The organism is Hyalangium versicolor (assembly GCF_020103695.1).
In the GTDB taxonomy this organism is placed as follows: domain Bacteria; phylum Myxococcota; class Myxococcia; order Myxococcales; family Myxococcaceae; genus Hyalangium; species Hyalangium versicolor.
On the sequence record NZ_JAHXBF010000002.1, the window covers coordinates 592,192 to 606,724 of the forward strand.

Below are 14,533 nucleotides of genomic sequence, written 5' to 3' on the forward strand. Positions count from 1 at the left end.
CGAGGCAGCGCCCCGGCTACCCGAGCGGTTCGAACTTCGAGAAGAAGTGCGCCAGCACCGGCGGGGCGTAGGTGCACTTGTAGCCCTTGTTCTTCGGGGCCGCGTTGCGCTTCACCTGTCCCATCACCTTGGCGATGTATTCGAAGTGGCTCTTCGTGTAGACGCGGCGCGGAATGGCGAAGCGGGCGAACTGGAAGACCTTCGTGCCGAGCTCTCCGGTCTTCGCGTCCACGATGTTGAAGTGGAAGGGGAACGCGCCGGCCCGGATGCCGCCCTCCAGGTAGAGGTCGCAGAGCATCGCGATGGTGGGGAACGCGTCGGGAGGGATGTGCCCGTAGAGCGACGCCACGTCGACGAAGACGCCCGAGCCTCCCGCGGGCAGGCTGACCTTGATGCCCTCGTCCTTGAAGAGCTTGGCGAGGAAGGCCACCTGATCCGTCCGGTGCCGCAGGTAGCTCTCGTCGAGCACCTCGCGCAGGCCCACGGCGATGGCCTCCAGGTCGCGCCCCGCGAGGCCACCGTAGGTCGGGAAGCCCTCGAAGAGCGCCAGCCGCTCCTGGCAGCGCCGGGTCAACGCTTCATCCTTGAGCGCGAGGAAGCCACCGATGTTGGTGATGGCGTCCTTCTTCGCGCTCATCCAGCAACCTTCCGCGCCCTCGAACATCTCCTTGACGATGTCGCCGATGGACTTGTCGCTGTAGCCCGGCTCGCGCGTCTTGATGAAGTAGGCGTTCTCCGCGAAGCGGCACGCGTCGAAGTAGACGGGCTTGTTCCACTTCTTCGCCAGCCGCTTCACCTCGCGGATGTTCTCCATCGAGACGGGCGAGGAGTACGCGAAGTTGTTGAGCACGGTGATCAGCACGAAGGGGACGCGCTCGTGGTAGCGCTCGAGTGCGGTCTCCAGCCGGGCCAGATCGAAGTTCCCCTTGAAGGGATGCTCCTTGTCGATGTCCCAGAGCACGTCGCCCACCAGGTCGATGGGCTTGGCGCCCCGGTGCCTCACGTGCTCGCGCGTGGTGTCGAAGTGGGTGTTGCTCAGGACGAGCTCGTCCTGCTTCACCAGCAGACCCATGAGGATGTGCTCGGCCGCGCGCCCCTGGTGCGTCGGCACGACGTACTGGAAGCCCAGCACCTCCTGCACCACCTTCTCGAACTCGAAGAAGCTGCGGGCGCGCATATACGCCTCGTCGCCCTTCATCAGCGCGGCCCATTGGTTGTCACTCATCGCGCCGGTGCCGCTGTCGGTCACCAGATCGATGTAGACATCCTCCGAGTTGATGTAGACGGTGGAATAGAAGGCGTCCTTGAGCACCTTCTCCCGCTCCGCGCGGCTGAGCAGACGGATCTTCTCCACGGCCTTGATGCGATAAGGCTCGGCCAGCGTCTCCAACTCGAACCCGGGATCATCCTTGATCGTGCTCATGCTCTCCTCTGGCCACGAGGCACCTGTCTGGCGCCGGTGACATCTTGCGACGATGCCAAAATTCCCTGCGCCGTCCAATGCAGCCGAGCATGTGAAAGCGCAGCGGCCGCTGGATCAGGATGGGGAGCAAGTGACCCGAGCGCCGCTTGAATTCCTCCAGGACGCATGCTGGAGTGCACGACCTGTAGCAGTCCCGGCTTGAGACATCCCAGGGGGTCCCATCATGGCGAATTACGAAGAGCTCAAGGATATCCAGATCATCGGAGCGTGCGTTCAGTCGATTCTCGACGGTTTCGGGCACTTCACGCTGCTTGCCAGCAAGATCCTCCTGGAGTCCGGCCTTGGGACCGTGGACAAGGAGGGCGTAGGCGTCGCCCAACTGGAACCCAACACGTGGTACCCGCTGGCCAAATTCCTCACGGCGTTCGAACGCGTGGGCGCCGAGTTCGGTGACTACACCCTGCGGCAAGTGGGCATCCAGATTCCAAAGAAGGCCGTCGTGCCGCCGGAGTTCTACAAGGACATCAACACCGCCTTCGTCACGATGGACATGGGCTACCACCTGAACCACGCCAAGGGCGGGGCGCAGATGGGCAACTTCCAGACGATGGAGATGCTGGAGGGCATCGGTCACTTCGCCGCCGAGCAGGTGCCCAACAAGAAGCAGATCATCGTCCGCGTCGACACGCCCTACCCCTGTGCCTTCGACGAGGGCATCACCATTGGTCTGGCGCAGCACATCCTGCCGACGGCGACGCTGGTGCATGACCGCGCCACCTGCCGCAAGCGCGGTGACAAGGGCTGCAACTACATCGTCAGCTGGAAGTAAGGCGCGCCGCGAGGCTCGCGCATCCCCGAGGAGCCTCCATCCGCTACCCAGGAGGACGAGGGCTCCTCCTGGCCCCCGGGTGGAGACATGAGCAACCGCATCAACTTGATGGCTCCCGAGGTTCGAGCCGATCCGTACACCCTCTATGCCGAGCTGCGGAAGCGCGAGCCGGTCTGCCAGGTAGATCCCGGCAACCGGTGGATCGTCACCCGGCATGAGGACGTGATGAAGGTGCTGAAGAATCCTCAGCTCTTCTCCGCCACGGCCATCGGCAAGTCCGTCCAGCCGCCCTGGCTGGGCCGCAACAACCCCTTCGCAGACTCCATGTTCGTCATGGATCCGCCCAACCACGGGCGGCTGCGCACGCTGGTGAGCAAGGCGTTCGGCCCTGGCTCCATCGCCAAGCTGGAGCCGCGCATCCGCGCCCACGCCCAGCGGCTCGCGGCCGAGCTGCCCCTGGGCCAGCCCGTGGACTTCGTCGAGTCCTTCGCCCTGCAACTGCCCGCGGTGGTGCTCGCCGAGCTGATGGGCCTGGACGTGTCGCTGCACTCGCACTTCAAGCGGTGGTCCGATCACATCGTCAGCATGGGCGCCGTCGCGCCGGATGATGTGGCGCTGCAGTCCGAGATGCGCAACACCGTCAACGAGATGGAGCGGTACCTCAAGGAGGTGCTGGAGGACCGCCGTCGCGAGCCGCGCGAGGACCTGGTGAGCGATCTGCTCCGCGCCCGGGTGGACGACGAGGCCCTCACCGAGCGCGAGCTGCTGGGCTTCCTCTACCTGCTGCTCGTGGCCGGGCTGGAGACGACGGTGTACCTGCTGGGGCACTCGGTGCGCCTGCTCATGGAGCGGCCGGATGTGCTGGAGCGCGTGCGCGCGGACTTCTCGCTGCTGCCCCGCTTCGTGGACGAGGTGCTGCGCTACGAGCCGCCCGTGCATGGAGCCCTGCGGGTGACCATGGCCGAGGTGGAGCTGGGTGGCGTCCACCTGCCGCCCGGACAGCTGGTGCTGGCGCTGGTGGGCTCGGCCTGCCGGGATGAGTCCATCTTCCCGGATGCCGGCACGTTCGTGCTGGATCGCCCCGGCCCGCAGAACCTGCCGTTCGGGCACGGCGCCCACTTCTGCCTGGGGCCACACCTGGCCAAGCTTGAGGGGCGCCTGGGGCTGGAGGCGCTACTGAGCCGCTGCAGCCGGCTCTCACCCGGCGAGGCGCCCATCGAGTGGAACGCCTCGCTGATCGTCCGCGGTCCTACCGTGCTGCCGGTGGTGCTCCACCCGGCCGGTTAGGCGGCGACTTTGTACTCGTGAACGAGCGGGTGACGCGGCTCCAGACCGCGCCACTGGCGAAACTCCTCGAGCGCCACGCTCATCGCGCCGCTGGCCACCGCGCGCAGCCACGGGCGGCCCGTCGTCTTCTCGATGAACTGGTGCATCTTGCGCCGGTCCTGCAGGTACGGCGTGAGCAGCGCCGGATCGTTCGCGTTCTCCACGAAGGCGTTGGCCAGCAGCTGCGCGCCGCTGTTGTTGTCGAAGCGCGCGTCGCTGCCGTACTGGGCGAAGAGGAAGTCCTTCGTGGCCGCCGTGGGCGCCTCGAGCAGCATGTTGTTGAACGTGTACGTCATGTGCCCGTGGCGCGCGTAGAACTTCTCGAAGGTGGTCGTCATCCACTCCGCGTCGAAGGCGCGGTCGCCGTGGGCGATGATGCACTCGACGAGGTTGCGCACCATCTTGTTGCCGTTGTTGGCGCCCTGGCCAGCGATGGGATCCAACGCCATGGCCGTGTCACCCACCGGCGTCACCAGCCGGCCCGAGGGCAGACGGCCCACGGGCTTGCGCACCGTCGGCGTCACCCTTCCCACCTGCCAGCCGTGCTTGTCGGAGAGCTCCGCGTCCTTGAGCCACTTGTAGTCCCAGGGGACGAACTCCTTGACGACCTGCTTGGCGACCTCGAGCACCGACTCGCCGTCCTTCAGGCCGCCGAAGCGGTCCATCGGGCCACCCGGGCGGGCCTCGAACACCAGGTTCCAGCTCTGCCCCACATCCTTGTGGAAGTAGGGGATCCAGAAGCCCTCACCCACCGGACCGATGACGTTGTGCTTGATGGGCAGCATGGGGATGCCGTCGAAGCCCATCACCGGGCCCTTCACGCACACCATGGCCAGGTGACGCTGGGGCTTGTCGTAGACGCTGCGAACCGGATCCCGCTCGAAGAGCTGGGTGAGGTCCGACTTGCCCGTCGCCACCACGGTGAGATCATTCTCGGCGGCGATCTGCTCCAGGCGATCCACCGTCACCGACTCGATGACGACGTTGCCACCGCGCTCGGTGAGCTCGTGCATCCACGCGTGGCTCTGCATCCGGAGATCAATGGCGAGGAAGGGGCGGCGCAGACGGCCCGCCAGCGTCAGCATCCGGTTGCCCGGCACCGGGCAGAGCGTCATGTGCGTGCCATCGCCCCAGGGTGCGTCGTTCTCCCAGGACTTCAGCCCCAGCTCGTACTCGAACTGCAGCGAGAGATCGAAGCGGGTGGCGGAGCCGGTGGGCTTGCTCTCGTGCAGCCACTGCTCTGGGGTCCGGTCCGAGTACAGCGTCACCTGATAGCCGGCCTTGAGCAGCGCGTGCGCCGTAAGGAGTCCTGCCTGACCTGATCCGATAATGGCGATACGGCGCATGGTGCCCTCCGAGAAGTCGATGATGTCGAACGGCGTGCGGCTGAACGCGCGGGCCGGCGCGGTGAGGATTGAGCTAGCAATCACCGTGCCCCCCTGCGAGAACGCGCATTGCAGCAGCGCGTCACGCACTGGGAGCCGCCCGGGCGACTCAGCCTCTCACAGCTCGCGAGCCAGCCCACCCCTTTTCTTGCCCTCTTGGAACTCGGAATGAACGCGGAAAAATGGAATTCCAGCCTGAGCGGATATTCCAGGGGCGATGGCAGGCTCGAATGCAGGCGCCCATCCCTCATTGGCCCTCCTTGGAATGCAGGGTCTCAAAAGACACAGGGGGTCTTTTGTGACTCTTTCCCAAGGGGCAGACGGACCCCTGAATATCAGGCCACTATCGCTGGAAGTCTCACAAACGATGGGGTGGGCGTGACCCAGATAGAGTTTCTCTCAGTCTTGAACAGATGGTGCCGATTTGGATCCCGAAAAGGGGGAGCGCCGTTTTCCTCAACAATCTTCGGGATGTACGCTGTTTCGGGTGAAGTGATCCTCGTGCGCGACTCAAGCGCTGAATCTTACTTTGTAGCAAACAGAGTCCCAGGGTAGGTATTACCCCAGGGACTGGAGCGGCGGCTCACCCTCCTGAGGTGAAAGCGCCCCAGGGACTCCCCCATGCATTGGATGGACTCGCTCGCCGCGAGGCTGGTCACTCGTCGGCCTCGCTTCTTTTCGGAAGGGTGGGGTTCACAGGCCCTGCTGGAGCGGCTGTCCGAGGGGCCCCAGGGTTTCGCCCTGCCGGAGCTGCATGAGGTGACGCTGAGCGCCTCCCGGCGGCAGTGGGGGATGCGGGTTCAGGAGGGGCGCTTCGCCAGCCCCGCAGCGGTGGGACCTCTCCCTACGTCCTGTGCCGAGGCTCGCTTCCAGTTGCTGCTTCCTTTGAAGGAGGAGACGGCACTGCCTCCGGTCTGCGTCTTCCTGGCTTCCTCGGGGGACCATGGCTACGGCCAGCGGCGGTTCCTGGCCCGGCGCGTCGTCTCCCAGGGGCTGGGAGCGCTGCTGCTGGAGAATCCCTACTACGGGTCGCGCCGCCCTCCGGAACAGCAGGGCGAGGCGCTGCGCACGGTGGCGGATCTGCTGCTGATGTTCCGGGCCACCGCGGTGGAGGCGGTGGCGCTGATGGGCTGGCTGCTGGCGCGAGGCCATCCCAAGGTGGGCATCGCTGGCTACAGCATGGGAGGCAGCATGGCCGCGTATGCCGCGTGCTTCTTCCCGCTGCCGGCGGCCGTCATCCCCATGGCCGCTGCGCACTCAGCGGCTCCCGTGTTCACGCAGGGGGTGCTGTCCGCCCTTCCCGACTGGGAGACCTTGGGACGAACGTGTGGCGGCGCGGAGGCGGCGCGCCAGCGGCTGGCCGAGCTGCTCGAGCGGCTCTCCATCCCCCAGGTTCCTACGCTCCCGAATCCCCGCCGCGCCATCCTCCTTGCCGCACGTGAGGATGGTTTCGTTCCTTCCGCCTCCACCCTGCGGGTGCTGCAACACTGGCGCGGCGCGGAGCTGCGCTACCTGAGCGGAGGCCATGTCAGCGGACTGCTCACCGGCCGCAACATCATCACCCGCGCAATCCTCGACGCCTTCTCCCGCATCGAGCCGCTGCAGCTCCCCACCGACGGGTGAAGGAGGTGGCGGAAAATCCGTCCAAAATCCTCGGGAACTATTTCCGGCGGGTGCGTCTGGACGGGTGAAGGCCAACGATGGATGGCGATGCTTGACTCAGCGGCAGAGACAGCAAGAGCGTGACGCCCGAACGAGCGCTCCCGTGCAGGCGCGCGGCGACGGGGTACAGCTCCGCCTGGAGCAGCTGCTCCCCACGTATGAACCGGGGCTGCTCGAGGTGGCCCGCAACCTGTGCGGGGACCCGACGGATGCGAGGGATCTCGTCCAGGATACCTTCGAGCGAGCGCTGCGCAGCGCGGAGCTGCCTCCCTCCGAGGAGCGCCTCCGCGCATGGCTGTTCACCATCCTCCGCAACCTCTTCCTTGACCGCTGCCGCCGTCTGAGGGCTCGAGCCGAGCGCGAGGGCCCGCTGGAGCCCGAAGTGGCGGAGTCCTGCCCCGCGCCAGAGCCGGGTCCCGAGCCCGCGTGGGCCACCATCACCTCCGCTCAATTCAGCTCGGCGCTCGGCGGGCTGAAAGAGGACTTCCGTCGCGTTTACGAGATGCACGAGTTGGAGGGCCGCTCCTATGAGGAGATCTCCCGCCAGCTCCAGATTGCCCGCCCCACGGTTGGAACGCGGCTGGTCCGCGCCCGGCAACGCCTGCGGGAGTTGCTCGCCCCATTGATGGGAGGCGAAGCGGAGGTGGCTCGTGACTGAAGCATGCCAGCGGGTCCACGCGCTCGTGGACGGACAGCTCTCGCCCGAGGAGGCCCAGAAGGTTCGGCTCCACCTGGCCACCTGCGCCGCGTGCCAGGAGGAACTGGATCGGCTGCTCCAGCTCAAGGCGCTGGCGCAGGACCACTCCTCGCCCGAGCCCGTGAGTCCTTCGGCCCCCGCGGACAAGCGCTCCCGGGCCTTCCGGCCCCGATGGAACCGGTACGCCCGGAATGGTGGGCTGGCGGTGCTGGCCACGGCGATGGTCTCCGCAGCGCTCCTGCTCGTGCTGCCCCGCCCGGACGGCCCGCGAGCGGAGCTGCTGTGGATGATGGGGGCTCCCACGCGATCGATCGAGCTGCGCTCGAGCTACCCCGGTGCGGACATCTGGCGGCCCTACGAGACGATGCGCTCGGAACACTCGGCCCCCCAGGCTCCGGCTCCGCTCCAGGAGATGGCCAAACTGGAGGAGGCGGGAGACATGCGGGGCATCGCCGCGGTGTACCTCCTGCGCAAGGATGCGGAGTCGGCTGCCGCGTACCTCGCGCGTGCCGGAGACTCTCCGGACGTAGAGACAGACCGGGCCGGGGTGGACCTGCTGCGCGGCGACGTGCCCGAGGCCCTGCGGCGGCTGGACGGAGTGCTGACGAGGACACCTCAGCACGCGCAGGCGATGTGGAACCGAGCGCTGGCGCTGGCACAGCTGGGCCTGGAGCTGGCGGCGGCGGAGCAGTTCGAGGCCGTCGCCGTCCTCAACGAGCCAGGCTGGGCAGACGAGGCCCGGCGCCGTGCGGGGGAGCTGCGAGACCGGAGCAAACGGGAGCGTGAGGGTTGGCAAGGTGCTCTCTCGGCCGGAGCCGCGATGATGGCGCACACCGCCGTGCCCTCCACGGACGAGGTCCAGCGCCATCCCGGCGTGTTCCGGCTCTACCTCTATGACGCGCTCCGCACAGCGCGCACGGTGGAGCAGGTCCGAGCGCTGTTCTCCGTGGCCGAGGCGCTGGATGCACTCGATGGCGGCACGGTGCTGCGGGATGCCGTGCGCCAGACCGAGGCAAGAGACCTGAACCGCCGCGCTCCCCTGGCGGAGAACTACGCGCACCTGGCTCGCCGGGAGCCCGTGCCGGGTGGAGTCCCGGCGTTCCTCGATCGGCTGAGGGCCGCACGAGAGGAGGACCTGCTCCTGGGTGCACTGCTGCATGCCAAGGCGGTGGCCGCCCACCTCGAAGAGTACGAACGCCTGGCAACAACCACGCGCGATCCGTGGTTCCTCCTTCTCTCGGAGCACGAGCACGCCAAGGCCCTGGTGGAACGCGGAGAGCTGCTCCAGGCGGAACAGCGACTGCTCTCCGCGGTAAAACTCTGCGAGAAGAGCCCGGTGGCCTACCGCTGCGCGCAAGTCGAGCGGGAGCTGGCCACGCTGTACCTCCAGCTCCACCGGCCGGCGGAGGCGGCTCAGCATGCCCAGGCCTCCTGGCAGTGGGCCCGCAAGGACAAGGCCTGGTCGCTCGAAATCCAGGCACTGCTCGAGCTGGCACAGAGCTCCCGCTTCCGTCGGCAGCACTCGCTGGCCCATGCATACCTGCAGGAAGTCCTGGCCCGCGAACCCAAGGACTGTGAGCTGCGGAACTTCGTCTTCGCGAACAGCGCCTCGGCGCACCTCAACGCGCTGGAGATCGAGGCAGCACGCCAGGACATGAACACGGCGCTCCAGTGCCCCGGAGCGTTGACCTCCAATGGAGCGCTGGTGCTGGCAGAACTGGCCCGCATGCATCCTGCTCCCCAAGACGCCGAGCGGCTGACGCAGGGCCTGTCAGCGCTTCGCCGTTCCGGACGCATGGAGGCCGGACAGCTCGCACTCCTCACTCACATCGAGGGGCGCTTCCTCATCGAGCAGGACCGTGCCGCGGGAGAGACCCTGCTCCACCGGGCCATCTCGGAGGCCAGGCAGCTCCCTCACTGGAATGTCGCGGCCCGCAAGGCACGAGCCTACAGCTACACCTCTTTGATGCTCGCGGCGGGGAAGGCCCAGGAGTTCGACCGGGCCCTCGAACTCGTCTCCGAAGAGTTCGGTGGTCCCCTGCCGGAGCGCTGCGTCCTGAGCGCCACGGTGGATGACGAACGCACGCTGCTCCTCGCACGCGGGCAGGATGGACAGCTCCGCGGGCACTATGACGCCAGTCGGACCCAACCGTTGGAGAGCGTCGAGGGGCTGATCCCCGAAGAGATGCTCCGTCCCCTGCGGGCCTGTGAGCGCGTGGTGGTGGTGGCTCGGCCACCGCTGCATGGGCGGGCCGGGCTGCTGCCCCCGGAGATCGCCTGGAGCTACTTCCTGCCCCACCCCTCGCCCACGGCACCCACCGCGCTGCCCCCGCGCCGCCTCGTGGTGGCCGACGTGGAACCCCCTCCCGCCTTGTCGCTCGCGCCGCTCGGCGTCTGGGGAGCGCCGCCACCGGGAGGGATCCTCCTCTCCGGCGCCGCGGCGACACCGAGCCACGTCATCGAAGCGATGACTCGTGCGACCGAGGTGGAGATCCACGCGCATGGGCTGATCAACCCGGACGTCTCGGACGCCTCGCTGCTGGTGCTGGCACCAGAGTCAGATGGGCGCTACGCGCTGACCGCGGGCGAAGTCCGAGCCCGGCACCTGGAGGGCGCGCCCCTGGTCATCCTCGCCGCATGCCGCGCGGCGTACACGGGGCCCGCGCCCCACGAGCCCTTCAGCCTGCCGGTGGCCTTCCTGGAAGCCGGAGCCCGCGCGGTGCTGGCAGCCACTGTGGATGTCCCGGACGCGCAGGCCGCGCGCTTCTTCGAGGCCGTGCGCGCCCGCATCCAGTCAGGCCAGCCCGTGGCGTTGGCGCTGCGCGATGAGCGTGTGGAGTGGCTGAAGCGCGGCGGCTCCGAGTGGGTGCGCGCCGTGCTGGCCTTCGAATGAGAAGGGGAGATCAACCATGAGAAAGCTGCTGCTGTTCATGAGCCTGGCCATCTGGGGAGCCATTAGCTGTGTCGCCGGACCAGACACCGAGGAATTGGGAACCACGCGCAGCGCGCTGTCCGCGCCGCTCCCTCCAATCCGGGACTACACCCCCACTTCGTCCTTGCCCTTGAGCGGCTACACCCACCTGGTGGTGAGCTATTGCCAGGACAACGGGCGATTCTGGGCGGCGGGCGTGGATGCCTACACCCATACCGTGGTGTTCCTGCTGCGCGGGCTGGACGGAGCGCTCACGCCGCGCTTCCTGGGCGCTGCCTATGGCATCGGTGTGCCTGTCACGGTGTACACCGCCCCCATCATCGTGCTCTCTGAGGAGGAGGCTCCCACCGTGGGCTCCTCCAACACCGATCCCCTGCCCATCACGGGCCGGTACTTTCCCACGTGCAACGGAGATGTGGCGGACCCGCCGCCCGGCGGAGGCGTCCCCCAAGGTGACCAGCAGATCGAGCGGTGGAACACCTTCGGCGATCTCGCGCTCGACACCGCGGAGGGTCTGCACCAGGTGGGCCGCGCGCCTCCGCCTCCCACGCGGCGGTAGCAGACGCCCACGCCTCGCCCCGGAGTCCTCGAGCTCCGGGGCATCGAAGCGCATCCTCCTCCGCGGGCACCCACGAAAAATCCTCGGGAACTCTTCGCGGCAGGTGCGTCTGGACAGGTGAAGGCTCTCGAGAGCCTCGTTCCACCAGACCCCGCCGCGAAGCGGGAGGAGACCCACTTGACCACCAGGAAACCCCACCGGCGCCCCCACAGGGCGCTTCGGACGGGAGGCGTGTTGCTGACGCTCTCGTGCATGCTGGGCATGAGCCACACCGGCCGCGCCGCCACCTCCACACCCACCGCCACCACGCCTGACCCCATCGATACGGACGCCCCACTGCGCCCCAAGCTCACTCCCGCCGAGCGGGACCGGCTTGAGCAGACACTGGAACTCCAGGCCAAGCAGGTGACGGAGGAGCTCAACAGCGGACGTACCCGCCTGGGCCTCGGACCCAATGACGAGCTGAAGCTCACGGAGGCCCAGATCGATCCCTATGGGACAGCCCACTTCCGCTTCCGCCAATACCACCAAGGCCTGCGCGTGATGGGCGTGGGCCTCATCGCCCACCGCGATGCAGCAAGCGCAACGAACACGCCCTACCTCGCGCCAGGCCTCTCGATGGCCACCACCCCCACCGTCCCAGAGGCCCAGGCCCGCACCATCGCCGAGCAGGCCTTCGGGGCTGTCCCGGGCGCGGCGCTCACGACCCAGGTGGAGCTGGCCATCCAGCCCATCGAGGTGCTGCGCTTCGAGCCCGACGCCGCCGGAGGCATCACCAACAGCGATCAGATGTTCCGGGACGTCACCGGGTATCGCCTCGTCTACGTCGCGCAGGTCGCGGTGGAAGCGCCCGACGAGCCGGAGGCTCCGCCAGAGCCCCCTCCCACGGGAGAGATCCCCGCCCCTTCTCCATCGCGCGCCGCCGACACGTACTCCCTGGATGACACGACGCCAGAGGGCGGCAGCAGTGCCGAGTCAGAGAGTCCTGCTCTCGCGCAAGAGCCGCTCCGGGTCATCATCGACGCGACGACGGGCCGCATCCTGGCCCAGCGCAGGGACCAGAGCGGCGCGGGACAACCCGTTACGAGCTTGGGCCACTCGCAGCACCACGGGGATGTCGACCTCAGCACCCGCTACAACACCAGCGCCGTCCGCCACGAGCTGTACGATCCCTATCGAGGAAACAACTCGATCCGGGACCTGAGGAACGGGACCAGCGGCAAGGCAGAGGACTCCTTCCTGTACTGGGGACCGGACAACGAGTGGGGTGATGGCCTCGAGTTCGAGGACGGCACCAGCACCACCAGCGCGCGCGGAGAGACGGCGGCCGTGGATGTGGCCTACGGCGTCGAGCGCTCGTGGGATCTGCTGCGCAATGTGTTCGGCCGCAAGGGCCTGGACGGCAAGAACTCCCCGGTCAACGCCCGGGTCCACTACGGGCACAACTACAGCGATGCCCACTGGAGCAACTACTGGAAGCAACCCTTCTTCGGCGACGGCCTGGACGGCTCCGGTCCCGACGGGAAGAACACCCCGCCCCATACGCAGCTCGACGTCGTGGGACATGAGCTGGGCCATGGCCTGTGGCTATACGAACTGGGCTCGTCGGACGGCTCCATCGCCGGAGGCCTCAACGAAGGCCATGGCGACGTCATGGGCTCGCTGGTCGAGTTCTATACGTATGGCCACCAGGGCCTGGGCTTCCTCATCCCGGACACCCGAGCGAGCTGGAACTGGCGCTCACGCATGGTCGACCCCGAGCACTATCGCGAGAAGAACAGCCAGGGCGAAACCCGGTACGGGATCCGGTACTTCAAATCGACCATCGCCCAGGAACCCGTGCACGTGATTGGCACGCTCTACGGCCACGCCTTCGTCTTCCTGGCACACGGCGCGGTCAGCGATACGGCCTCCACGCTGTACAGCAGCTACCTGCCGAATGGCATGGCGGGCATCAGCGCGGATCGCGCCGGCGAGCTGTGGTTCCTGGCGACCACCGCCTACCTGCCAGAGGATCCGGACTTCACCCAGCTGCGCGCGGCCTACCTGGCGGCCGCGAAGCAGATCTATGGAGAGGGCTCCCGCGTCCACAACGCCGTGAAGGATGCCTTCGGTGCTGTCGGCGTGGGGCAGTTGGCAACCGATATCTCGGCGCCGGAGATCCTCGACGCCCACCTGGAGGCCGTGGACGAGGGCGAGGGCACGGTGTTCGTCGTCTCCTCGGTCTCTGATGACACGGGCGTCATCCGCACGGACTTCAAGATCGGCGCGTTCCAGCAGAGCTCCACCTTCTCTCCGCACGAGGCCTACCTCGACATCAGCACGCTGAGCCTGGGCTCGCGCCCGGTGTCCGTGACCGCGGTGGACCGCAAGCTCAAGACGGCGAACACGTCGCTGCCGCTCATCCTCGTCGGTGCAAACCAGTTGCTGACCAACGGACGGTTCGAGTCCGGCGCCACTGGTTGGACCGCCACCTCCGGCGTCATCGGCAAGCAGGCTGGTAAACGACCGGTGCCCTTCATGGGATCGTGGAACGCGGTCTTCAGCGCCAGTGACAGCCTGACGCAGAGCGTCACCATCCCCGCCGATGCGACGTCCGCACCGCTGAGCTACCGGGTGCGCGTCGAGCCCGATGCGACGGATGCAGGCCTGCTGTCGGTCTCGGTGAAGGATCTGAACACCGGCACGGTCACGAACCTGGCCTCCTATGCGCGGGACGACGTGAAGTACTTCACCGCAGGCCGCCACTACCGGCGCGGACAGTTCAACCTGGCCGCGTTCCGAGGCCACACCGTGCAGTTGCGCTTCGTGTCCAACGCGGCGACGGGCGGCGAGGACTACAGCGTCGACAACGTCAGCCTCACCTACTCCGCGCCGGTCATCGTCAATCCCCCGAGCCTCGTGCTGCACGAGGACGAGCAGACCCTGCGCTTCGAGTTCGAAGGGCTCAGCGGCTATGCACCCGAGCGGATCCATCGCGTCGAGTACGTGGTGGGTGGCGTGGTGAAGGCCGCCAGCCTCAGCGGCCCGGCGTTCACTGCCCTCGCGTCCATCAAGGACTGGCCCACCGGGAACACGTCCGTCGTGGCCCGCGTGTATGACAACGCCGGAACGGTTGTCGGGCAGTCCGCCTCCGTTCCGCTGACGCTGAAGGGCGCGAAGCAGGTGCTGGCCAACGGTGACTTCGAGGCGGGCACCGCGTCCTGGGTGCTCAGCGGCTCCGTCTCCGTGGGGACCGACAGCGAGGGCGTCTCCCGGGCCTTCCTCGGCACGCGCTACGGCCGGCTCGGAGGACAGGGGGTCGTGCACGACAGCTCCCTCAGCCAGATCATCGGCCTGCCGACGGATCTCCTGAGCGCCCGCCTCAGCTACCGGCTCGACATCGACACCACCGAGGACAACTCCGGCGGCACCGACACCCTTCAGATAGAAGTGCAGGTGCTCCCGTCCGGCGCGTGGGAGGTGCTCGAAACCATCCCCGCCAACACGGACATCAGCGGCGGTGAGACCTTCAAGGGCTACCAGCGGCGCACCGTGAACCTGACGGCGTACCAAGGCAAGACGGTGCGGCTGCGCTTCCGGGTCCGGGAGAACGCGGGCCTGGCGACCACCTACCGCATCGACAACGCCAGCGTCACCTACACGACCCTGCTCATCGGCACTTGACGCAGGGCGTCGAGCGTGGCGGCAGCAGAAGGCCGCCGTGCTCCCAAAAGAAAA

General features: G+C 67.4%; 9 protein-coding genes. 7 read left to right on the plus strand and 2 right to left on the minus strand.

All coding sequences use genetic code 11. The features are described 5' to 3' along the window. Window positions 1-16: 16 nt before the first annotated feature. Window positions 17-1,423 (minus strand): tryptophanase, encoded by a 1,407-nt coding sequence (locus KY501_RS05900; protein ID WP_224361537.1) that lies wholly within the window; start codon window positions 1,421-1,423, stop codon window positions 17-19. 223 nt (window positions 1,424-1,646) lie between these two features. Between KY501_RS05900 and KY501_RS05905 the strand changes: the two genes are divergently transcribed. Together KY501_RS05905 and KY501_RS05910 are read left to right on the plus strand one after the other, a co-directional pair. Next, window positions 1,647-2,252 (plus strand): hypothetical protein, encoded by a 606-nt coding sequence (locus tag KY501_RS05905; RefSeq protein ID WP_224361538.1) that lies wholly within the window; start codon window positions 1,647-1,649, stop codon window positions 2,250-2,252. 87 nt (window positions 2,253-2,339) lie between these two features. Further along, window positions 2,340-3,539 (plus strand): cytochrome P450, encoded by a 1,200-nt coding sequence (locus tag KY501_RS05910; protein WP_224361539.1) that lies wholly within the window; start codon window positions 2,340-2,342, stop codon window positions 3,537-3,539. Here the strand turns inward: KY501_RS05910 and KY501_RS05915 are convergent. Beyond that, on the minus strand, window positions 3,536-5,008 hold the full coding sequence (locus KY501_RS05915; protein WP_224361540.1) for a styrene monooxygenase/indole monooxygenase family protein: 1,473 nt from the start codon (window positions 5,006-5,008) through the stop codon (window positions 3,536-3,538). The two genes, KY501_RS05910 and KY501_RS05915, sit on opposite strands and share 4 nt — an antisense overlap. 576 nt (window positions 5,009-5,584) lie before the next feature. Between KY501_RS05915 and KY501_RS05920 the strand changes: the two genes are divergently transcribed. From KY501_RS05920 to KY501_RS05940, 5 genes are all read left to right on the plus strand, one after another. Further along, window positions 5,585-6,586 (plus strand): alpha/beta hydrolase family protein, encoded by a 1,002-nt coding sequence (locus tag KY501_RS05920; RefSeq protein WP_224361541.1) that lies wholly within the window; start codon window positions 5,585-5,587, stop codon window positions 6,584-6,586. Window positions 6,587-6,728: 142 nt separating this feature from the next. Continuing rightward, window positions 6,729-7,283: an RNA polymerase sigma factor gene (locus KY501_RS05925; protein ID WP_224361542.1), complete on the plus strand. Its 555-nt coding sequence runs from the start codon at window positions 6,729-6,731 to the stop codon at window positions 7,281-7,283. Continuing rightward, window positions 7,276-10,215, plus strand: coding sequence for a CHAT domain-containing protein (locus KY501_RS53875; RefSeq protein WP_224361543.1), 2,940 nt, complete (start codon window positions 7,276-7,278; stop codon window positions 10,213-10,215). The genes KY501_RS05925 and KY501_RS53875 overlap by 8 nt, the downstream gene beginning before the upstream one ends. Before the next feature lie 16 nt (window positions 10,216-10,231). Further along, a complete protein-coding gene (locus KY501_RS05935; protein WP_224361544.1) occupies window positions 10,232-10,813 on the plus strand; it encodes a hypothetical protein in 582 nt (193 codons plus the stop codon). A 177-nt stretch (window positions 10,814-10,990) separates the two neighbouring features. Further along, a complete protein-coding gene (locus KY501_RS05940) occupies window positions 10,991-14,479 on the plus strand; it encodes a M4 family metallopeptidase (RefSeq protein WP_224361545.1) in 3,489 nt (1,162 codons plus the stop codon). Window positions 14,480-14,533 lie beyond the last annotated feature (54 nt).